The sequence below is a fragment of the Halomicroarcula saliterrae genome (genome assembly GCF_031624395.1).
GTDB classification, from domain to species: Archaea; Halobacteriota; Halobacteria; order Halobacteriales; family Haloarculaceae; genus Haloarcula; species Haloarcula saliterrae.
The window spans coordinates 375,161-395,961 of the sequence record NZ_JAMQON010000005.1; the positions used below are offsets into that span (position 1 = coordinate 375,161).

The window sequence follows — 20,801 nt, forward strand, 5'->3', positions numbered from 1 at the left end:
GGCGACACGGACAGGACGGGGCTGATACCTCCGTCGATCCCGTCGTCGGAAATCGGACCACTGCCCTCGTGGCTCGTCGTGGACCGCCGAGTCGACACTGCCCCGGATACCGGTGGAATCGGGGATAAACTACACCATGCTGGGCCGTATACACTTGGCTACTAATGCCCGAAATCACGGTCACGGAGACACAGCGACAGCGACTGGAGTCGATTCAGTCGGACCTCGAGGCGGCGTACATCGACACCTACGGCCACATCCGGACGACGGACACCGTCCAGTATCTCCTCGATACGTACACACCACCCACACAGCCGTCGGGCGAGGGTGCCCACGAGCGCATCGCCACGGCCGAGTTCCACCTCCTTCAAGAGATCGCCGCCGACGTGGAGGGAGTGCCGGGCAGCGGAATCGACACCGCGACCATGCGCGGGGAGCTGCTCTCGACGCTGGGCGTCGAGGAGTTCGCGGCGCGACTCGCCGAGCTCGACGCCTCCGAAGGCCCCGACGCGGACGTGGGCGACTCTGAAGCGGGCGATTCCGACGTAGACACCGATGCCGAGGACGGTGACGCGGCCGACAGTGACGACACGTCGACCGACGAACCAACGGCGGCGGGAGACGAACCGACCGAGTCGGACGGAGACGGCGATGCCGACGGCGGTTCCGAGGCCGGTGAGAGCGGCGGGGACGCCGATACTGCCGATTCGACACCGAACACCGACGGGCCGGGCGCGGTCCTCTCGGCAGCCAACCAGCTGCTCAAGACACACGACGACAAGTGGCGAAAGAGCGGCGGCAACGAACCGTACGAGGTCGACCTGCCCGACGGGACGACCGAAGCAGTTCGGACGAAAGACGACATCAGGGGCCTGCTGTTCAAACACTACTAGACGGCTCGGGCGTCGTCTCGCCGACCGAGCGGCCTGTCACAGGCTGTGTCGGTACCGTGGCCGGGACCTCCGTCCCCAACCCCGTGCGCAACTACCCGCGTCGCTGTGCTGTCGGCGACTGGCCTGCTAATGCTACACAGAGTTGACAGATGAATTACGCTCATCTGTCCCAGCGTGGCACTGGCGGCTACAGAGCATCGATACAGCGGGGAACTCTCTTATATAACTATGTGTATATACTGGAAGTATGGGTGATGCCGTCCACGTTCTTCATATCGATGACGACCCGGATTTCGGGGCGCTGACCGCCGAGTTTCTCGAACGCGACGACGACCGTTTCACCGTCGAAACTGCGACCAGCGGGGCCGAGGGGCTGGACCGGCTCACGTCCGCGGTCGACTGTGTCGTCTCCGATTACGATATGCCGGGCATGAACGGCCTCGAGTTCCTCGACGCCGTCCGCGAGACCTATCCCGACCTCCCGTTTATTCTCTTCACCGGAAAGGGGAGTGAGGAAGTCGCGAGCGAAGCACTCACCCTCGGCGCGACGGATTATCTCCAGAAAGACTCCGGAACGGACCAGTACGACCTCCTCGCGAACCGTATCAGCAGGGCGGTGGGGCAATTCCGCGCGGAGCGGGAGCTGGAACGGAAGACGGATCTGCTGGAGAAAACCCAGAATCTCGCTGACGTCGGGGCCTGGGAGTACGACCCCCGGACCGAGGAGGCGTACTTCACGGAGCAGGTGTACGAGATTTACGACGTCGATACGGAGTTCGAGCCGGACCCCGAGGCGGATATCCAGCGGTTCTATCATCCCGAGGACCGCGACGCGGTTCGGGACGGCGTGAAACGGGCGCTCGAAGACGGCGACCCGTACGATATCGAAGTCCGCATCGTCACCGGCGACGGCGCCGAGAAGTGGGTGCGCACGCGGGCCGACCCGAAGTTCGAGGACGGAACCTGCAAGCGTGTCCGCGGGACGATTCGGGATATCACCGAGCGCAAGGAGCGAGAGCGGAATCTCGCTCAGACGAAGGCGTGGTATCAGACCCTGCTCGATGCAGCCCCGGACGCGGTGTTCATCGCCGACGCCGAGTCGGGCGAGATTCGGGAAACGAATCAGGCGGCGACGCGGTTGCTCGACCGTCCCCGCGAGGAGATTGTCGGCCTCGACCAGACGGAGCTCCATCCCCCGGACAAAGCCGAGGAGTACGCCGAACTGTTCAGACAACACGTAGGCGACGGTGAGGGTCGTGACGCGACGCTTGGCGAACAGGTCGAACTCGCCGTCGTCGACGCGGCCGGCGACGAGACCCCCGTGGAGATAAGCGCCCAGACCGTCGAAATCGACGGGGAGTGCTACAACCAGGGGTACTTCCGCGATATCACGGCCCGCAAGCAGCGCGAACGCGAACTAAAGCGGCAAAACGACCGGCTCGACGAGTTCGTCACGGTTGTCAGTCACGACCTCCGGAACCCCCTGCGGACGCTGTCGGCGTCGCTGGATCTGATCGAGACTGACGACGAAGCGGCGCTCGAACGGTGTCAACGCCCGGTCGCCCGGATGGAGCGGCTTATCGACGAGCTGGTGGACCTCGCACGCCACGGCGAGACCGGCTCGGAGCCGGCCCCGGTCCAGCTGCCTGCCCTCGCCGAGGAATGTGCCCAGACGACCGGCCTGTCGGCGGCGGCCCTCTCGATTACGACCGACGCGACTATCGTCGCCGAACAGTCGCGGCTGAAACACCTGTTCGAGAACCTCTTTCGGAACGCTGTCGAGCACGGCACGACAAGCAATCGGACTGCGTCCGACGACATCGTCGAGCGCGGCACGACAGGCAGTCGGACGGAGTCAGACGACGCCGTGGACGACGACGGGCCGGAGGTGTCTCTCACCGTGGGACCCCTCGACGATGGGTTCTACGTGGCAGACGATGGACCGGGCGTCCCCGCCGCCGAACGTGAGCGGGTCTTTCGGGTCGGCTATTCGACGAGTGCCGAGGGCACGGGTTTCGGGTTGAACATCGTCAAACAGGTCGTCGAAGCCCACGGGTGGGACATCCGCCTGACCGAGAGTGCCGACGGGGGTGCCCGCTTCGAGATTACCGGTGTCGAGTTCTCGGACGGCTGAGGTCGCGGCGACGCGCCCGCTGTGACGGCGCTTGGAACCAAACCATCAGTCACGCCCGCGGGCGCAGACGGCCCGCAAGGAACCGCAGAAACCGGGCGTGGGCAACGCCCGGTGGGGACACACTGTGGGCTGGTCCCAGCACCGAGGCTGGGGCTGAAGCTGTGCGGGGACCATGGCCCGTTCGATTGGTGACATCGCTCCCGGCATGTGCTTTGTGGTGTCAGCAACGAAACCTGTCCACCGCGGCGGTCACGGACAGCGGCCGTCAGGCGGTACCGGCAGCCCGGTCCGTGCGACAACGCGTCGACGGTACCACGTCCGTTAAAAGAGGCCACAGCCGCTGTCGACGAGTGTGTGTGCCGGCCTCGGTGCGGTCGGACCGACGTGGTCCGGCACTGGTGGCAGCGGTCGGCCGAGCGAACCCACTGCTCGGCCAGCGACAGACGAACACCGCACCCACTTTCCGTGGACCAGTGTGCAGGCTGTCAGAGGCACAGTGTCCCGTCCCCCAATGTTTCGTTCAGAACGATGTGTAATAAAAATTCGGGGACATCAGCGGTCGTGTTGTCGGAACCAGTGTTCGCTACTGAGATGCAGAACTCCTCCGCCTTCTCGACGTTGGCTCGCAGGCGTCGCCCGTTCGCCAGGACGGAGAAATCCGGTCCATCGCGGAGCCCGCGGCCCCGCCCAGTCCCACCCGTAGCCGGTCGAACAGCCGGCATGGATGGGACTTGCCGGTTGTCCCGAGCAGTTCACGCGGTGGCGGCCGCGAGCCGCCGTCCGGAACACACCGCCTATCTTCGGGAAGCCCCGGAACGCTCGACCGAGCTCAGTGCCTCTCGGTCTCGATTCCAGTCGGCCCCGCTCTGGGGCCGTACTCCGGTGTCACTCCCCGAGTACCGTATTCCGTCGCGGTGTCGTAGAAGTCGGTTCGACTCCGATATCGTCCGCCGTGGAACTTTCGTCGGTATCGTCGTACAACGGACTGTCGTCGGTACTGTTCTCGGATGAACTGCCGTCAGAGTCGTTCGCCGTGGAATTGTCGTCGGTACTGTTCTCCGACGAATCGTCGTACAGCGGATTGTCGTCGCTGTCGTTGGCTGTCGAGTCGTCTTCCGTGTCGTTGGCCATCGAGTTGTCGCTGTCGTTAGCTGTCGAGTCGTCTTCCGTATCGTTGGCTACCGAGTCGTCGTCGCTGTCGTTGGCTACCGAGTCGTCGTCGCTGTCGTTGGCTACCGAGTCGTCGTCGCTGTCGTTGGCTACCGAGTCGTCTTCCGTGTCGTTAGCCAGTTGGTCCGCTCCGGTCTCGTTGCCCACTGGATCGTCTCCCTCGTCGAGTATCGAATCGTCACCGGTCACGTTCGGTGTCGAATCCGCGTCACTGCCGTCGTCTCCCGGAGCCTCGTCGGTGTCGGTCGCTACCGGGTCGGACTGGCCGTCGTCGGCCAGGAGATTGTCCTCGGGTTCAGTTGTCTCCGAGTCGTCTGTCTCTGTCGGCGCTTCGTCCGGTGTCGACTCGTCCTCGGCGGCCGGCGTCTCCGTGCCAGACCCTTCGAGACCGGCGCAGCCGGTCAGTGCGACCAGCCCTATCACTAGCACTGCGGCTAGTTGTGACCGCGTCAGTTTGTGAAACATGCAGTTCCCACTCGCGCCGCTACGGCCCTTATTATTCGGATGCTAAGGATTGGAAAACAACGCCGCCGGCAGCTGCGCGGGAGCGCCGTCACGGCCGCTACGACGGTACGAGGGCGCGGTAGCGACGGGGCAGAACAGTCTGCGAGCGTCGGCCGGACGAGTCGGTGCACTAGCTCACACCGAAGCGGCGGCGACACCGGAGCGTGCCGGCGACGCCCCGGTCTGACTACCCGTCCGTCCGCGCTTGGTCCGACACCAGAGACGGCTCACGGTCGAGATACCGGTAGAAGGCGACTGTCTGTGCCGTCGGCGCCACGTGGCCACGGCTCTGGTCGTAGTCGATGATTCCCGCCGTATCCATCTTCGGCAAGTGGTCCTGATAGAGCGCGATATAGACGCGCTGGCGCTGTCTGGACGCCAGTCCGTCGACGGTCGTATCGTGTTCGACAGCGGCGACGTGCTCGGCGATGTCTCTCATGGGAACGCTCCCGTCTCCGTCGTACTCCTGGAGGAATTTCAGCACGAGTCGGCGCCGCCGACACTGCAACACGTGAAAGATATCGTCGCGGGTCAGCCGGGAGTCGGACGTGGAGGCCTGTCGGTCGATACCGTCAGTCGCTGCGTCGTCAGTCGTTTCACAGTCGGTCATGCTCGCTTCCCCGTACTGGCCACACGGTGATATAGCGAGGCGACCGTCCCGGTCAGTTGCACGGAATATCACCGTTGCAGTCAGTTCACAACTGTTTGCGAGCCACACTGAGATGGATACCTGCCGTTTCGACAACCAGAGTTCAGGTCGGGACAGCGTCACCGTGGCCCTGGCCGGCGCGACGGGAGTCTCCCCTGGCAGGCGACAGGCTCAGGTGACGAATCCGGCCGTGACACGCCGCAGCGGCTGCTCGGCGGTCGGCTGACGGGGCAGCGCTGTCGCTCCCGGTACGGCTCGTCGCCTAATTATGAGCAGCGCCGGGAGGGCCGTCGGGCACGCCATCCCGAACCCGGTCCGCGGCGAAGGCCGCGGGTTGGGCCCCGTCGAGGCAGATGAGGTTCTCACGGCCCACCCGGAGCTTCACCACCTCGTCGGCGTCGGCCATCTGTGACAACAGGCGACTGACCTTGGATTTCGACCAGTCCGTGGCCTCGACGATCTCGCTCTGGCGCATCCGCCCCGCCTCGGCCTCGAGCATCCGGGTGACGACCTCCGAGTCTGTGAGGGGGTCCGACTCGGCGGTGGCCGACGGGTCGGGCCGAGCGGCGGGCGTCCGCTGACTGACCGACTCGGCCGACCGGTCCCGGGCACCGTCGGTCGACGGCCACAGCGACTGAACCGCCGCGTATCTCCACGCACGGAGCCGGTCGACCACTGCGATGACGAGACCCCGCTGTATCGCTGCCACCGATGCCAAGACGCCGATGACCACGCCGAGTACGAGCCCGACGAGCCAGGTCGCGGTCAGCGGCGTCGTCGGGTTCGTCCCGAGACCGGCTTCGAGACCGTCGTCGAGGAAGTCGCTATCCGAGTCCGTCGCAGTCGGGTCGGTGTTCAGCTGCTGGGCTTCCCGGCCGTCAGACAGACCATCACCGTCGGAATCGACTGTCTGAGGGTCGGTCCCGAGTTCGCGCTCCCGACCGTCTGACAGCCCGTCACCGTCCGTGTCAGCGGTCGTCGGGTCAGTCCCGAGCGCCCGCTCCTGACTATCCGACACACCGTCCCCGTCCGTGTCAGCGGTCGTCGGGTCCGTCCCGAGTTCGCGCTCCCGGCCGTCTGACAGCCCGTCCCCGTCCGTGTCAGCGGCCGTCGGGTCCGTCCCGAGTTTGCGCTCCCGGCCGTCCGACAGCCCGTCCCCGTCCGTGTCCGCCGTCGCCGGGTCCGTCCCGGCTGCCAACTCCGCACCGTCCCGCAGGCCGTCATCGTCCGTATCTGGCGCTGTCGTGTTGTACCCCAGTCTCACCTCCGTCGCGTCGGAGAGCCCGTCGCCGTCGGTGTCGGCCGCGACCGGGGACGTGCCGTACTCGGTAATCTCTGCGGTGTCGTTCAGTCCGTCACCGTCCGTGTCCGCCCGCCTCACGGACGTGTTGTACTGGTGGACTTCCGGTCCGTCGGCGAGGCCGTCGCCGTCGGTGTCCGGCACCGAGACGTTCCCGCCGACGGCGAGTTCGGCCGCGTTCTGCAGCCCGTCCCCATCGAGGTCACCTGACCGGCTGAGCTGTCGAACGGTCAGCGTCTCCGTGTCCAGGACGGCGCCGCTGCGCTGCTGTCGGAGCGAGAGCGTCACGGCAAACGGGCTGGTCGACGTGTTGCCCGCCACGGGGAACGTGACAGCGGTCCCGTTGCCGACTGGTTGGCACGTCGTGGTCCCGTTCTGCGTGAGACAGAGCTCCGCGTTGGGGGCCGTCGTCTCGGTCCGGACGCTGAGACGGTACGTCTCTATGGGCTGTCCCGCTTCGGTGAACCCCCAGACGGAGGTTCGGTTGGCAGCGCTGTCGACCGCATGTGTCAGCTGCTCGCCGGTGATCGCTCCGCTCGTCTCGTTGGGACGGTGTTCGCCCGACTCGGCGGCGCCCGCGACACCGGAGATCAGTCCCATCGCTGCTACCACCACGAGACCCACCACTACCAACCGCGTTACATTTGACCCAGTCATATTGTAAATTTACCACGAACCGCTACACAAAATAGTTGTGCATGACTGACATCTGACCCGGACATACCGTACACTGTCGCTCGGATTCGACCTGAATCGACAGGGGCCACCGGACAGTCCCGGCGAATCTGGACTGCTCCATACCGCCGGCTGTCTCGGAATGCCGTCGAGACCTACTCCGGCTTCGGATACTCGCGATTACCGCGTCGAATCTCGTCGACGACGCGCTCCCGTTCGGCGTCGGTCATCGACCGCCACGACGCGATTTCGCTCACCGTCCGCCCGCAGCCGACGCAGACACCGTCAGCTACGGCACAGACGTTCGTACAGGGGCTCTCCGCCATCGTACGCCGACTACCAGTCGCGGTACTGTATACGTTCGGAAAGCGTGGCCTCGACTCCTAAAGCACGGCGACTCCAGTTATCGTCGCCGCGACGGGAACGAGAGCGCCCTCGTCGGTGTCGCCAATTAGCTCAGCTATACGGTATAGCTTAGCTCACTGTCTCGTCGGTGCCGCTGGGGCTGGACCCGCTCGCTTTTTGCGGTGTCTCTCCGCCTCGAAAGACGGTACAGAGACGGGGCTTGCTGCGGTCACCGCCAGCAGTGCTACAGCTCGGGCGGTTCGAGCGGGGTGTCGATGTCGAGGACCTCGGCACTGAACTCCCAGAGCCGTCGGGCGGCGTCCGCGTCACGGGCTTCACTCGACGGGTTCGTGGGTTGTTGGTCGGCGAAGTATCGCCCGGAGATATCCGCAGTCCGGGGTGAGACGGCCGGGAACAACAGCTCCGCGGCACCGTCCGCGACGGTGGTGACCCCGGGTACGGCGGACAGGCCCCGGACGAGCTGTGGCACTGGACCCGGGAGAAACCGGCTGAAACCGGACCCCGGAATCGCGCCCGGATGGACGCTGTTCGACGTGATGGGCCGGTCCGAGACATCCAGCAGGTGAGCCAGTTCCGTCGCAAAGAGAACGTTTGCCAGTTTCGAGTGGCTGTACGCCCAGAAGGCCGAGTATCGCTCGACGCTTTTCACCCGCGCCGTATCCAGCGCAGTGCCCCGGTGTGCCGCCGACGCGGTGGTGACGACGCGGGCGCCGTCCCGGAGGTGGTCTAGGAGGGCGGCTGTCAGGAGAAACGGCGAGAGGTGGTTGACGTGGAACGTCCGCTCGACGCCCAGGTCGGTCAGTCGGCCCTCGCGGAACAGCCCGCCGGCGTTGTTGACGAGGATGTCCAGCCCGTCGGTGTCGGTCCGGACGGTCTCGGCCAGTGACCGCACTTCGTCGACGCTCTCGAAGTCCGCCGGGACGAACGTCCCATCGGCGCCGATTTCGGTGAGCTCGTCGACGACCGCCTCGCCCACTGCTGTGTCCCGCCCGTGGACGACGACGTCGGCGCCGAGCCGGCCCAGTGCCAGCGCGGCCTCCCGGCCGATACCGCTCGTCGACCCGGTGACGAGCGCTTGCTGCCCGGTGCAGTCCACATCCGTGACACCCGTGAGTGCCTCTGGCGACCCGGTCATACGGTCCCGTACGGCCGCCACGGACAAACAGGTACTGTCGATGGGGGCCGGAGTCGAAACTGGCCGGCCGACGCTTCGTGAGAAACGCTACCTGCGGTTCGCTGCGGTCGCACGCAGGAATACTCAACTCGCTAAACTATCGGGAGTTGCTCGTTCGATTACGGCACTGTCGGCTGTCGAACTGCCCCTATCTCCGCGTGTATAAAATGTTGTTCATTTTCCCGGTCGTGCTCGCTTCGAAATCCTTAGGGTCGCCGCTCGCCGGTGGGCGATATAGAGTCGCAGCGAACCTATGACAGACAATACCCCAACCTCCAATCAGCGCCTTCTCCTCGACGTCATCGGTACCGTCCCGTCCGAATGGGAGTTCGACGTGACGTATCCGACGCTGCCCGAGGTGACCCATCGCTTCGATTCGCTTCCGGAACTGGTGCTCACGACCCGCGGTGGTGAGCAGTCCCACGAGATCGCGGTCCAGGCCTGTATCTCGGACGACCTCGTGTTCCACGGCTACGTCGTCACCACCACGTATCCCGAGCCAGCCGTTCTCACGGCTGCGTGCCGGGAGCGCCGTCTGACCTCGCTCTCCCAGCAGGAACTGCTCGCCGAACCGCTCAGTATCACCCGCCATTCCGCTGTCCAGCCCACCAGCGACGAGGCCGCGGCTCACTCGTACTCCCTGTCGGCGGCCGCCAGCCTCGCTGGGTACTACGCCGCCACTATCGACGCGGCGGTTCCCGGGGACGACCAGACGCCGGCGACGGTCGCCACGAGCGACGACTAGCGTCGGCTCACCGGCCGCGGCCCGGTCGGGGTCACTGGCCGCCCGACGACACGGTCTATGGACGGACTGTCTGCGTGAGACCGAACTGGCTTCGCTGGTATCGAGCGTCCGAACGACGGCGGTTTGTCGGACTCCGACGAGGTGCACTCACTCGTTCGCGACTGTGGGCTGTCCGCTGGCCGCTGAGACAGCGTCTCCCGGGCCGAAAGGCGGACGCTTCTCGGGGTGTTCGTGGACACCGCGCCAGCGGAGAAGCGATCTGGCGTGCACCCCCTCGTCCCGCCCACCACCGTCCGGTTACCTACGGCGATTCGGTGGCTTCCAGCGCTCGCCGGAGGTTCTCTAGCGTGCGAGTTATCTCCCGCTGGTTGAACCGGTCGATGAGCGGCCCCGATAGCCGGGTGACAGCCGACGGCAACCCGAGGTCGTACTCCGCGGCGTACGTGACCCGCGTCCCCCGGCCGGTCGGCTCGAACTCCCACTGGATGTGGCCGGTGATGTCGCCGGTCATCTCGAAGGTCACCCGCTCGGGCGGGTCGTGGTCGATGCCCCGTACCTCGCCGTCGAACGCCAGCCCGAACAGCCGGTAGGTGTAGGTCGCTCGCTTGGCGCCGTTGTCGCGCGTGCCGACGGTCTCGACGGCCGACAACCGCGGCGAGATACGGGCCTGGTTCTCCGGGACGTCCATGAACTCGAACACCGCCTTCCGTGGCCGGGCCACGACGGTGCGGCCGCGTGCATCCATACACCCCGTCTTCGGTCCGTGCGATGATAGTCCTCCCCCACGGGACCCGCTTCGACGCCCGATTGGAACAGCTGTGTCTCCCTCTTTCGCTCTACGGACGTCCACTATCAATCAGGGGCTAAGAGGTTTTTAGACCGCTGAGACCGTACGATTTGGTAGAATAATGACGGCCCAAGAAACAGAGACAGAGCAGCCGTGGCTGAACTATCGCGAGCGGTTCGACGCGGTCGATGCGACCCTCACGTCGCTGATGGAGCGATGGAGCGTTCCGGCCCTGCGAGCGGCCCTCGGAATCGTGTTCGTCTGGTTCGGCGGACTGAAGGTACTCGGCGTCTCGCCGGCCGCCGACCTCGTCGCGTCGACGGTGTATATCGTCCCGCCCGAACTGTTCGTCCCCGTACTCGGTGTCTGGGAGGTCCTCATCGGGCTCTGCCTGCTCTATCGGCCGCTTACCCGCGTCGGCCTGTTGCTACTGGCCATCCAGCTCCCGGGGACGTTTCTCCCGCTCGTCCTCCTCCCCGATGTCGTCTACGTCACGTTCCCCTACGCGCTGACCGTCGAGGGCCAGTACATCATCAAGAACCTGGTCATCATCGCCGCGGCGCTCGTCATCGGCAGTACAGTGAGAGACGAGCCGTAGTCGGCGCGTTACTCGCTGTACGGCCATAGGGCTGTCGGGCATCGGTGACCCGAGTCGACGGGTAACGGCGGTCACCGACCGTCTGACCGGGGCCGCGACCGACGAATCGCAAAAATCGGGCGACGTGTCGCCCGACACGAGCACACTACGGGCCGGTCCCCGGACACCGGTGGGTCAGGGAGAGCGCGGGGACCGTCACCCGGACAGTCGGTAGCGCCACCCACGCAGTATGTTTCGTGGTGGCAGCTGTATCGGGAGCGACCGGTCAGAAGTGTCTCACAGCGGTGGGACACGGAAACGTCGACGACGGGCCGGGCGGACCCAGTGCCCGGCCGGTGCCACGGACCCACGGTGGCACCGTCAGTGCGACAGACTTCACGTGTGGGCCCAATCCCCAACGGGTCTGTGCCAACGCCGGTAATATAATGCTTTCTCTCTCCTTGCGGGAACGAACGTCGATGACCCACAGCGGTACCGTGGTCGTCTGCCCACCACTGAACTGGCCCGTTCGACGGGCGCGCCGCGCCGTAGGCACAGCCCCACGGCGCTGACTGAGACGAAGGACTATTGTGCTCGACTGTAACACTCAGGGTGATGCCCTCCACCAGACGCCACTTTCTCACCCTCGCCGGGGTCGCTGTCGCCGGGGCAGTGGCACCCACGGGCGATGCCGGTGAGACGGCCGCCGCCAGCGACGTCGACTGGCCGATGGCCAGATACGACCCCGCCGGGACGGGCGCGCATCCGACAGCCTCGGGACCGAAAGACGATGTCGAGGTCACCTGGACGTACACCAGTTCGTCGTCTTTCGGCCGGCCGGTCCCGCCGGTTCACCTCGACGGGACGCTGTATGCGACCCACGACGGACTGGTCGCGCTCGACAGCGACACCGGCGCGACCCAGTTCGAGCGCGCCGGCCAGTACCGCTCGACCCCGGCCCGAGTCCGGGCCTCGATATACACCACCGATACGCTCGCGGTGACCGGCTCCGCTGGTGTGGTCGGCCTGAACGCCGGCGGCGGCATCGCGCTGCCCGGTGTGGACGCCGCAATCGGCGCCCGGCGGTGGACCGGTCCGCGGGCCGCCGGGGGCGGCTTCTTCGGGCAACCGATGGCTGTCGACCCGGTCACCGACGACGGCACAGTGTACGCGGCCCCGCCGGGGGCCGACTCGATTGTCGCACTCGACGCCAACGACGGGGCAGTCGACTGGCGGCAAACACCGAGGGAGGAGGACGGCTACGGCGTGGAAATCAAGCGCCCAGCCGTCACAGACGGGCGCGTCTTCGTCACGAACTGGCCGTACCAGGCCACCGCGTACGACGCCGCGACCGGCACGCAGGACTGGCAGCGCGAGCTCGACGAACAGATGGTTCTGGCACCGGTCGCGACCGACGATGGACTCGTCGTACAAACGCGGGACGCGGTGTATCTGCTGGACATGGCCTCCGGCGCGACCCTGTGGAAACAGTCGCTCGATGCGAACGTCACCGAGGGGGCACCGGCGGTCGCCGACGGGCGCGTTTTCCTCTCGGACAGCCAGGACGCGATGCACGCGCTGGACCTGGCCACGGGCGAGTCGCTGTGGACCACGCCCTTCAACGGCGAGTCGACGCCGGTCGTGGCCGACGGTGTCGTGTACGCCGTCGAATCGAGACACACTCTCGTCGCCATCGACGCCGGGTCGGGGGCACAGCGGTTCACGTTCGAACCCGACGACTATCCGATAGCCACACCGATAATCGGTGACGGGAGGCTCTTCGTCACGACCGCGCACGGCGTTCTCGCGCTGGAGGGAGCCTCGTGACACCGCCGATGGACCGTCGCCACTCTGAGCCGAGCGGTGGACCGCTCGCCGAACTCACGGTGTGGGCCGTCTTGCGTGCGGTGGCGACCGCTGTTCGTCGCCGGCCTCGCCAGGTCGTGCCGTTCACCGTCGCCGGGCTCGTCGTCGGGCTCGCCGACTGGATTCGCACCGTGGACCCGATTCCGATGCAGGTTCCGACCTCGTTCCGGGAGACGGTCAACGTGCAGTTTTCGCTCGTTCCCATGGGCACGTCACGGACAGTCAGGGCCGTCGGTGCACTCGTCGACCTCCGCGTACCGTATCTCCTCGGTGCGGTCGGCCTCGAACTGCTCGTCCTCGTCGCCGTCGGCGCCGGTGGCTATCTCACACTCCAGCGGGCGCTCGACGTCGAGACGGATCGAACCGCCGTCCTCAGATACGGCGTGGTACTGGCCCTCGTCGGGTTTCTCCCACAGTGGCTGGGCACGCCACGCGTCACCCTGTCGAACCTGCTGGTCGGGCTCGTGACCGTCGTCCTGTTCTCGGTGCTCGCAGTGCGACTGTTCCTGTTCCCCGGACTGGTTGTCGCTGGGCAATCGTACCGGACGGCGTTCCGACAGAGTCAGCGCCGGTCCTACGGCATCGGGTGGACAGTGTTCGGGCTCGTCGTGGTGCTCGGGCTCGGCTCGTGGGGCCTCGCACAGATTCCGGTCGCCGGGGGGTTTCTGAGTACGGCTATCGTCGCCCCGGCGCACGCCCTCTCGTTAGCCGTGCTCGTCCGTCACACTGGTCGGACCACTCCACCTGCGGCTGACAGGCAGGAAACAGACACCATCGGCCGGTGACGTGGCGAACAGCGAGCCCACCCCACATTCATCGCGGAATCGTCGACGGCCACTGAGAAAACGCGAACACCGGGTGGGGTCAGTGCCCGGCGTAACCACGCTGTGGGCAAGTCCCGGTACTGTGGCGGGGTCAGGGCCAGTGCGGGGACCGTCGCCCACGCCGACAGTGACGGCTACCCGGAAATAGGTTTTGTGGTGTCAACTGAGTTGGACCACGCCTGTCCGGACCGACAGGGCTCTCACGGCGTCGATGAGTGGCCGGGCGGACCCAGTGCCCGGCCGCAGACACACGGGACCAGGACCCTTCCGATGCTGACAAGCATGACCCATGGCGCCACTGGGTCCGTGTCCCGGAGAGGACTATCGTACTCCCACCACCTTACTATGCGGTGACTAATCGGGCTGATGTCGACGGGAACGGCGGGACCCGTCGGCCGCTACGCACCCACCTCATTGCTATAGGTTGACACTATCGCAACTGTGAAGACGGGTTGGCCGTAGCCTGTGACATGGAGCAAAGCCAACGGCTTCCCAACCCGCCCGATTCGGGGGTTTTCAACGCGCTCCGGTTCGTCCGCTCACCGCTGCGCTTTCTTTCGGTAATGCAGTCGCAGTATCGCGACGGCGTCGAGGTGTCGATACCGGCCGGACCGTCCATCGTCGTCGTGACGAACCCCGACCTCTGTCACGAGGCGATGGACCGGATAGCGGACTTCTCGCGGGTGCCGGCCAGCGGTGCCGCGGCGCTCATCGCCGAAAACGGGCTCGTCCAGACGGAGGGCGACCTCTGGCGACGACAGCGGGAAGCGATCGCGCCCGGCTTCGGTGGCGGGCCGCTCGAAACGTACGTCGACAGCGTCGGGGCGCAGGCCGTTCGGCTCCGCGAAGAGTGGGGCGACGCCGTCACAGCCGGCCAGACGGACCGGAATCTGCACCGCGACATGACGACGGTGACAGTGCGAGCGGCCACCCAGGCCCTGTTCGGTACCGACATCGGCGCCGACGGCGCCAGCGAGATGCACCGGCTCGCACAGGGCGCAGCCTCGGAGTTCGAGCTCTCGGTTACGACCATCACGCCGGAGTGGTTCCCGGACCGCCCCTCGTCGGACGCCCGGGAGGTCGCCGAGGGTCTCAAGCGGATGGGTGAGGAGATTATCGCGACGAAGCGGTCGAGTGGCGGTGCCAACGACACGCCGAGCGACATGCTCGATTTCCTGTTACTGGCCGAGCAGTCGGGTGAGTACCCCGAGAACCACCTGCGCGACCAGGTCGTCTCGTTTCTCATCGCCGGACACGAGACGACGGCGCTCGGGACGACGTACACGCAGGCCCTCCTGTCGTGGCACCCGGAGGTGCGCGAGAGGGTCCGCGCCGAGGCCCGCGACGTCATCGGCGACGACGAGCCGGGCTACGAGCACGCCGAACAGTTGACCTACACCGGCCAGGTGATCACCGAGGCGCTCCGGCTCTACCCGCCCGCGTGGGCGGTCATCCGTCGGGCGCAGGGTGACCAGCAGCTCGGGCAGTACGTCGTCAGCGACGGGTCGCTCGTCATCATGCCCCAGTGGTCCGTCCACCGGGACGAGCGGTTCTTCGATAGCCCGACCCAGTTCGACCCGTCGCGCTGGGACGACCAGAGCCCCGACGAGCGCGGGGCGTACTTCGCGTTCGCCAGCGGTCCCCACTCGTGTATCGGGCGCGGCTTCGCGACGATGGGGGCCCGTGTCGCGCTGGCGACGCTCACCAGAGACTTCGATCTGGACGTGCCCCGGGACGAACTGTCAGACCTGCTGGTGACGCCGACACTCCGACCCGGCGACGGGGTGAGGGCGACAGTGTCGCCAGTGGACTAGCCGCCTGACCGGTACAGGGAATCGCTGAGCGGACGGTGTCGGGTGAGCACGGCTCCCCGCCGTGCTGGTGCGAGTACGGTCGCTACTGGTGTCACCTCGCCGTTCACACACCGACTGTCGTCACGCTACTGCTCGACCCGGTCGCGCTGGCTGGGATGGTTCGCCTCGAACCACTCGATCGTCTCGCGAAGGCCGTCGGTCAGGGCCGTCGAGGCCTCCCATCCGAACTCCGCTCTGGCTCTGGTGGTGTCGAGCTTCCGGCGCGGCTGGCCGTCCGGTTTGGACGTGTCCCAGACGAGTTCGCCGTCGAACCCGGTCAGTTCGGCGATTTTCTCGGCGAGCGCCTCGATGGACAGCTCCTCGCCGCTTCCGAGGTTCACCGGTTCGGACCGGTCGTAGGTCTCGGTCGCGTCGAGGATGGCGGTCACGGCGTCTTTCACGTAGAGGAACTCGCGGGTTGGCGAGCCGGTTCCCCAGACAGTGACGGTGTCGGCCCCGCTGTCGCGCGCCTCGATACACTTGCGTATCAGCGCCGGGATGACGTGGGACGTCTCCAGGTCGAAGTCGTCCCGCGGGCCGTAGAGGTTCACCGGGAGCAGGTAGATGCTGTTGAAGTCGTACTGCTTCCGGTAGGCCTGTGACTGGACGAGCAGCGACCGTTTGGCGACCCCGTACGGGGCGTTGGTCTCCTCGGGGAACCCCTCGAAGAGGTTCTCCTCGCGGAACGGAATCGGCGTGACTTCGGGATAGGCACAGATGGTCCCCAGCAGCGTCACCTTCTCGACGCCGTGTCGCCGCGCCTGTTCCAGCAGCTCGATACCCATGACCGCGTTGTCGTAGAAGTACCGGCCCGGGTTGTCGCGGTTCGCGCCGATACCGCCGACGGACGCCGCGAGATGGATAATCACGTCCGGGTCGGCGTCCCGGAGCATCGCGCGTATCTCCTCGCGGTTCCTGAGGTCGTACTCCGCCGACCGCGGGACGAAGACGTCGACGTCGTCGGACCGCTGCCGGAGCGCCTCGACGAGGTGTCCCCCCAGAAACCCCGCACCGCCCGTCACGACGACCGATTTGCCGTCCCAGTAGCCGCGTCTCATCGCCAGTCCACCCGCATTTTCCACGCCTGTGGGTTCTTGGCGTACCAGTCGATGGTCCGCCGGATGCCCTCCTCCCAGCTGACGGCCGGCTCCCAGCCGGTGAGCCGGTTTATCTTCTCGTAGCCCACGCGGAGCTCTTCCACGTCGCTGTCGCCCGGCCGGAACCGGTCGTCGCGCTGGACGATCTCCCGCTCGCCCCAGTAGTCGTGGTCCTTGCCGACGCTGAGAATCATGTTCGCCCAGTCGCGCATCGTGACGTTCTCCCCGTAGCCGTAGACGTACTGCTCGCCGGACTCACCGGCCAGCGCGACGTGGAGGTGCCCGCGGACGCCGTCCTGAACGTAACACATGTCCCGCTTGGGGTGGAGCGCACCGAGCTCTATCTGTTCACGCTCCAGGGCCTGCGTGATTATCGTCCCGGTGATGTATCGCGGGTTCTGTCGCGGCCCGTAGTTGTTGAACATCCGGGTGGTCACGGTCGGCAGCCCGTAGGCGTCGTAGTAGTTCATCGTCAGGAAGTCCGCCGTCAGCTTCGAGGTGGCGTAGACGGACTTCGGATTCACCGGCGACCGTTCCGAGAGGAGCACCCCCCCGTCGGTCGCGTAGTCGTACAGGTCGCTTTTCTCCTCGTTGACGTTGCCGTACTCCTCGGAGGTGCCCGCGGTGTCGAACTTGTCGATGTCGAGGTCGAGGTCGATACACGACTGGAGCAGATTCAGCGTCCCGACGACGTTCGAGTCGACTGTGTCGTAGGGTCGGTCCCAGGATTCGCCGACGTGTGCCTGTGCACCCAGGTGGAAGATGATGGCGTCACCGGTCCCTTGCAGCGCCGAGAGCGCGTTCTCGACCGACGCCTTGTCGCGCAGGTCACCGCGGTGGACGGTGATTTCGTCCGCCTGATGGGTGATGTTGCCGAGCTCACCGCTGGAGGTCGCGCGGACGAACGCGTGGACGTTCGCGTCGTGCTCTACGAGCGTATCGACCAGGTGGCTCCCGACGAAACCGGCGGCGCCCGTAACGAACACCGGGCGGCCTGAGAGTTCGGATTCTAGGTTTAGCACGTTCTTCCATACCGATTAGTTTCGTAATTGTTACCCAGCCTATAACACGAAAACTGGAGTTGGTGTCGACACGCTCGCCCCTCCGACTACCGTTGCGTGCGGCTTCGGGCCCAGCAGGGCCCACCGAACTGTGAGCGTGCTCGTCCGTTCACCGGGCGGCCGAGCGGGAAGTAGTGCCGGTATAATCGCTTGTATACGCGGTTTACCCGGGAAAATACAGCCCACAACCGGCGTGTCGAGTAGCGTCGGACTGGCCGCCCGTCCCGGCGTCGTACTGCTACGGTGGCAGTTGAAACGGATTGACTCCGTCGGAATCCGCAGCCAGCTTCGGCCCGCAATCCGCGAGATGACTACAAACAGTAGTGTGTGAGCGGCTGGGTTCGGAAACGGTAGCTGTCTGTGAATAAATCACGACGGAAGCAACGGCCCAGAGCTTGCTTCCCGATTTCTCGCTCTCGCTCAACGGTGTGCAGAGCGCTACCTCTGCCTGCCCCGGAATCCCCTCAACCGCCTCGGTTGGACACACAGAAGCCGGACGGCGTAATTTCAGTAAATGACAGCTAATACCAAAAATTATTTCATTGAAATGTCTGGTAGAACGTACTGGATTGGTCCTAATCCATGACTGACAATATCGCACAACTTAGCGACGAGACGAGCGCCGCCGAACGAATCAAATCCGTCTACCGAAACGCCGGAGTGACACAGTCGAGGGACTACGTTACGACGGTAAACGAATTGACGGATCAGCTGCCCGCCTTGCAACCGGAGACGCTATCGGCGGCCACCGAACTGATACGTGACCGTATCTCGGCCGAGACGGACGTCATCGCTGTCGAAGAGGACAAAGGACTGCCGATAGGTGTTATCGTGGCGAAAGAACTAGAGCTGCCACTGGCTGTCGCCCGCTGGTACACTTACGAGATAGATGCAAAGGAGGAGTGTCAGGTCGAAATCGACATGGATTCCGAATACTACTCCGGACAGCTCTATCTGAACGGCGTTTCGAGTGACGACCGCGTCACTATCGTCGACGATACGATCAGCACCGGTGGTACGATGACAGCGATGATTCAGGCGGTACGGGCGGCCGGAGCGTCGGTCGAAGGCGCCCACTGTGTCGTCGAGAAGTGTACCAACGGTGGCGTCGAACGGGTCGAAGCGGAGACCGGCGTGTCGGTGTCGACAGAGGTGGGCATTCTGGCGGACGAGGACGGCGTCGAAATCGTCGAGTGACCAGTATGAGTGCCTGTGTCACGTCCTCTATCGATCAGACTGTCTGTGGCCGGTTCGAGCCGCCCCTACCGGCCACTCCACTGGTGAGTGCCACTGAGGGGTGATGCCGGTGTCGGCAACAAACTACGCCCGTGCCGTCGTCCAGTTCAACCGTGTCACCCCTGTACGGTACTTCGCAGTAGACATCGCTATATTCTGCCTGCCACTCGTGCTCGGCTCCGGCGGTCGCCCGCTCGGCCCACTCGCGGTGGCCGGGTTAGCGAGCTGGCTGTTCGTCCGGGGCGCGGCGCTGACCATCGACGACTACTTCGATGCCGAGTCTGACGCGATCGAAAAGCCCCATCGACCGATTCCATCGGGCAGAGTCACGAAACGACAGGCATTGGTCGTGTCGCTGACAATGCTCGCCGTCGGTCTGCTGCTGGCCGTCGTCGTCGGGCCGATGTTTCTCCTCGCCGTAGGCGTCCTGCTCGCAGTGCTCGCTTCGGACCCGCTCGTGTTCAACAAACTCGGGCTTCCGGGTATCTCGACGCTCGTCACCGTGACGAGCGTGTCGACGGCGAGTGTGATGGGATGGCTCGTCTACGGAGGGCTGGGCGTCGAGCTCCTGGTCATGTTCGCCGCGACGTGGGTCTGGGACCTCTCTCACGACACTGTCGGTGCATTTCTGGACCGTGACGGCGACAGAGAAGCGGACATCCAGTCGCTCGGGCGAAACCTCTCGCGACGGACTGTCGGGCTAGTCGTAGGGGGCTGTACCGTCGCGTTCGCTATCCTCCTCGGGACCGTCACAGAGGGGGTTGGCACCGTGGTCCCGGTGGCCCTTGCCGGCGTAGTGTTCGCGGTCACGGCCGGGTTCGCGTTCGGTCGAGTGCGAGCGGAGACGGTTCGCCGAGTCGTCGAGTGGAACGTGGTCGGAAGTTACGCGGCCCTGACGGGTCTGTTGCTGGCCAACTGGGGGTGAGAGCGGTCCGTGGTAGTGGTGCAGTGTCTCTTCAACCGCTACCCGAACCGCTCACGGACGAGCGGTGCAAGCTCGTCTCCGGTACGTGCGGAGTCGACGACCAGTTCGACCAGCGCGTTGTACCGCTGTGGTCGCTCGAACATGACCGCGTGTCCGGACCGCTCGAACGTGCAGTACACTGCCCCGGGGATTCTCCCTGCAGTCTGCCGTGCCGCCGCGGCCGGAACGAGTCCGTCCGCCGGACCGTGTACGACTGCGGTTGGCGCCTCGATGTCGTGGGTCCCGTCACTCCTGTCGTATCCCCAGAAACTCCGCAGCACTTCCCACGAGGACTTTGGCAGTGGCAAGGACTGTGTTTCGATGAATTTGTCGAGCGCGGATTCGGGCATCGAACTGTGGAATATCCGTGACCGCAGAAACGACTTCGGAACGGTCTCTCCCCTGAACAGCCGATAGAGACCCGAGGCGAGAACGCCGTTTACCAGCGGCGGCTCCCACCAGGGAGTCAGAGAGTTATCGGCACCGTTACCCAGAACCAACCCACTGACGGACCACTCGTTGGCGTATTCGAGCGCAATTGCGGCGCCGTAACTCCACCCACAGATGACGACGTCGGCGACACCGAGTTCGTCCAGTAGCTTTCTGAGCTGTTTCGCGTGCTCGAACATCGACCCGACTGGGGGAGCCGACGACCCGCCGTACCCGGCCAGCGAATACGCGACGATTTCACGCTCACCTCGGAAATACTCGAACTGCAGGTAGTGATTCCACAGCGAGCCTAATCCGCCGTGGACGAACACGAGAGCCGGTCCCTGACCCGGAACGTGCAGCGTCTCTAGGTCCGTCTCGGAATCGATAGAGACCACCGTCGTGTCGGGGAGTTCGTCTCTCACGGGCGCGGGGTGGTGACGGTTGGAAGGCATCGTCGCACGGTTTTCGGCGCATACATTTCAATGTTTATGAAA

At 65.3% G+C, this 20,801-nt stretch carries 18 protein-coding genes; 9 read left to right on the forward strand and 9 right to left on the reverse strand.

The genetic code is table 11. The annotated features are described in order from the left end of the window. The first annotated feature begins 164 nt into the window (after nt 1-164). The gene (locus NDI56_RS17815; protein ID WP_310921048.1) at nt 165-893 is read left to right on the forward strand and encodes a hypothetical protein; all 729 of its coding nucleotides are present in this window, start codon (nt 165-167) and stop codon (nt 891-893) included. 247 nt (nt 894-1,140) lie between these two features. Further along, nucleotides 1,141-3,027, forward strand: a complete 1,887-nt coding sequence (locus NDI56_RS17820) for a PAS domain S-box protein (RefSeq protein ID WP_310921049.1) — start codon at nt 1,141-1,143, stop codon at nt 3,025-3,027. Between the two features lie 885 nt (nt 3,028-3,912). Here the strand turns inward: NDI56_RS17820 and NDI56_RS17825 are convergent. The 5 genes from NDI56_RS17825 to NDI56_RS17845 all read right to left on the reverse strand — a co-directional run bounded on the left by NDI56_RS17825 (nt 3,913) and on the right by NDI56_RS17845 (nt 8,826). After that, entirely contained in the window at nt 3,913-4,620 is a 708-nt protein-coding gene (locus NDI56_RS17825) for a hypothetical protein (protein WP_310921050.1), read from the reverse strand. A 268-nt stretch (nt 4,621-4,888) separates the two neighbouring features. Further along, nucleotides 4,889-5,311 (reverse strand): DUF7344 domain-containing protein, encoded by a 423-nt coding sequence (locus NDI56_RS17830; protein ID WP_417936032.1) that lies wholly within the window; start codon nt 5,309-5,311, stop codon nt 4,889-4,891. Between the two features lie 301 nt (nt 5,312-5,612). After that, on the reverse strand, nt 5,613-7,250 hold the full coding sequence (locus NDI56_RS17835; protein WP_310921051.1) for a DUF7343 domain-containing protein: 1,638 nt from the start codon (nt 7,248-7,250) through the stop codon (nt 5,613-5,615). 230 nt (nt 7,251-7,480) lie between these two features. Beyond that, nucleotides 7,481-7,651: a DUF1289 domain-containing protein gene (locus NDI56_RS17840; RefSeq protein ID WP_310921052.1), complete on the reverse strand. Its 171-nt coding sequence runs from the start codon at nt 7,649-7,651 to the stop codon at nt 7,481-7,483. Nucleotides 7,652-7,914: 263 nt separating this feature from the next. Next, on the reverse strand, nt 7,915-8,826 hold the full coding sequence (locus tag NDI56_RS17845; RefSeq protein ID WP_310921053.1) for an SDR family NAD(P)-dependent oxidoreductase: 912 nt from the start codon (nt 8,824-8,826) through the stop codon (nt 7,915-7,917). Between the two features lie 292 nt (nt 8,827-9,118). Between NDI56_RS17845 and NDI56_RS17850 the strand changes: the two genes are divergently transcribed. Continuing rightward, entirely contained in the window at nt 9,119-9,610 is a 492-nt protein-coding gene (locus NDI56_RS17850) for a hypothetical protein (protein ID WP_310921054.1), read from the forward strand. A 301-nt stretch (nt 9,611-9,911) separates the two neighbouring features. Here the strand turns inward: NDI56_RS17850 and NDI56_RS17855 are convergent, their stop codons facing one another. Continuing rightward, nucleotides 9,912-10,355, reverse strand: a complete 444-nt coding sequence (locus NDI56_RS17855) for an SRPBCC family protein (protein WP_310921055.1) — start codon at nt 10,353-10,355, stop codon at nt 9,912-9,914. A gap of 163 nt (nt 10,356-10,518) precedes the next feature. Here NDI56_RS17855 and NDI56_RS17860 point away from each other — a divergent pair, with 163 nt between their 5' ends. The 4 genes from NDI56_RS17860 to NDI56_RS17875 all read left to right on the forward strand — a co-directional run bounded on the left by NDI56_RS17860 (nt 10,519) and on the right by NDI56_RS17875 (nt 15,478). After that, complete coding sequence (locus NDI56_RS17860) at nt 10,519-10,995, forward strand: hypothetical protein (RefSeq protein ID WP_310921056.1); 477 nt, start codon at nt 10,519-10,521, stop codon at nt 10,993-10,995. A 594-nt stretch (nt 10,996-11,589) separates the two neighbouring features. After that, on the forward strand, nt 11,590-12,801 hold the full coding sequence (locus NDI56_RS17865; protein ID WP_310921057.1) for a PQQ-binding-like beta-propeller repeat protein: 1,212 nt from the start codon (nt 11,590-11,592) through the stop codon (nt 12,799-12,801). Beyond that, the gene (locus NDI56_RS17870; RefSeq protein ID WP_310921058.1) at nt 12,798-13,625 is read left to right on the forward strand and encodes a hypothetical protein; all 828 of its coding nucleotides are present in this window, start codon (nt 12,798-12,800) and stop codon (nt 13,623-13,625) included. The genes NDI56_RS17865 and NDI56_RS17870 overlap by 4 nt, the downstream gene beginning before the upstream one ends. Nucleotides 13,626-14,134: 509 nt before the next feature. Continuing rightward, a complete protein-coding gene (locus NDI56_RS17875) occupies nt 14,135-15,478 on the forward strand; it encodes a cytochrome P450 (protein ID WP_310921059.1) in 1,344 nt (447 codons plus the stop codon). 125 nt (nt 15,479-15,603) lie between these two features. On the opposite strand, the gene NDI56_RS17880 is transcribed toward NDI56_RS17875, so the two are convergent. Both NDI56_RS17880 and NDI56_RS17885 read right to left on the reverse strand, forming a co-directional pair. After that, entirely contained in the window at nt 15,604-16,575 is a 972-nt protein-coding gene (locus tag NDI56_RS17880) for a GDP-L-fucose synthase family protein (protein WP_310921060.1), read from the reverse strand. Further along, entirely contained in the window at nt 16,572-17,600 is a 1,029-nt protein-coding gene (locus NDI56_RS17885) for a GDP-mannose 4,6-dehydratase (protein WP_310921062.1), read from the reverse strand. The genes NDI56_RS17880 and NDI56_RS17885 overlap by 4 nt, the downstream gene beginning before the upstream one ends. A 657-nt stretch (nt 17,601-18,257) precedes the next feature. Here NDI56_RS17885 and NDI56_RS17890 point away from each other — a divergent pair. Both NDI56_RS17890 and NDI56_RS17895 read left to right on the forward strand, forming a co-directional pair. After that, nucleotides 18,258-18,872 carry a phosphoribosyltransferase family protein gene (locus NDI56_RS17890; RefSeq protein WP_310921063.1) on the forward strand — a complete coding sequence of 205 codons (615 nt, stop codon included), beginning with the start codon at nt 18,258-18,260 and terminating at the stop codon, nt 18,870-18,872. A 103-nt stretch (nt 18,873-18,975) separates the two neighbouring features. Beyond that, on the forward strand, nt 18,976-19,836 hold the full coding sequence (locus tag NDI56_RS17895; RefSeq protein WP_417936033.1) for a UbiA prenyltransferase family protein: 861 nt from the start codon (nt 18,976-18,978) through the stop codon (nt 19,834-19,836). Between the two features lie 38 nt (nt 19,837-19,874). On the opposite strand, the gene NDI56_RS17900 is transcribed toward NDI56_RS17895, so the two are convergent. Next, a complete protein-coding gene (locus tag NDI56_RS17900) occupies nt 19,875-20,759 on the reverse strand; it encodes an alpha/beta fold hydrolase (protein ID WP_310921065.1) in 885 nt (294 codons plus the stop codon). Between the last annotated feature and the right edge of the window lie 42 nt (nt 20,760-20,801).

Excerpts from the sequence above, each read along its gene's own strand:
- NDI56_RS17845 (WP_310921053.1), bottom strand. The coding sequence starts at position 8,826 with ATGACCGGGTCGCCAGAGGCACTCACGGGTGTCACGGATGTGGACTGC.
- NDI56_RS17830 (WP_417936032.1), bottom strand. The coding sequence starts at position 5,311 with ATGACCGACTGTGAAACGACTGACGACGCAGCGACTGACGGTATCGAC.
- NDI56_RS17850 (WP_310921054.1), top strand. The coding sequence starts at position 9,119 with ATGACAGACAATACCCCAACCTCCAATCAGCGCCTTCTCCTCGACGTC.
- NDI56_RS17880 (WP_310921060.1), bottom strand. The coding sequence starts at position 16,575 with ATGAGACGCGGCTACTGGGACGGCAAATCGGTCGTCGTGACGGGCGGT.
- NDI56_RS17875 (WP_310921059.1), top strand. The coding sequence starts at position 14,135 with ATGGAGCAAAGCCAACGGCTTCCCAACCCGCCCGATTCGGGGGTTTTC.
- NDI56_RS17890 (WP_310921063.1), top strand. The coding sequence starts at position 18,258 with ATGACTGACAATATCGCACAACTTAGCGACGAGACGAGCGCCGCCGAA.
- NDI56_RS17815 (WP_310921048.1), top strand. The coding sequence starts at position 165 with ATGCCCGAAATCACGGTCACGGAGACACAGCGACAGCGACTGGAGTCG.
- NDI56_RS17835 (WP_310921051.1), bottom strand. The coding sequence starts at position 7,250 with ATGGGACTGATCTCCGGTGTCGCGGGCGCCGCCGAGTCGGGCGAACAC.
- NDI56_RS17900 (WP_310921065.1), bottom strand. The coding sequence starts at position 20,759 with ATGCCTTCCAACCGTCACCACCCCGCGCCCGTGAGAGACGAACTCCCC.
- NDI56_RS17895 (WP_417936033.1), top strand. The coding sequence starts at position 18,976 with ATGCCGGTGTCGGCAACAAACTACGCCCGTGCCGTCGTCCAGTTCAAC.
- NDI56_RS17820 (WP_310921049.1), top strand. The coding sequence starts at position 1,141 with ATGGGTGATGCCGTCCACGTTCTTCATATCGATGACGACCCGGATTTC.
- NDI56_RS17860 (WP_310921056.1), top strand. The coding sequence starts at position 10,519 with ATGACGGCCCAAGAAACAGAGACAGAGCAGCCGTGGCTGAACTATCGC.
- NDI56_RS17855 (WP_310921055.1), bottom strand. The coding sequence starts at position 10,355 with ATGGATGCACGCGGCCGCACCGTCGTGGCCCGGCCACGGAAGGCGGTG.
- NDI56_RS17840 (WP_310921052.1), bottom strand. The coding sequence starts at position 7,651 with ATGGCGGAGAGCCCCTGTACGAACGTCTGTGCCGTAGCTGACGGTGTC.
- NDI56_RS17865 (WP_310921057.1), top strand. The coding sequence starts at position 11,590 with ATGCCCTCCACCAGACGCCACTTTCTCACCCTCGCCGGGGTCGCTGTC.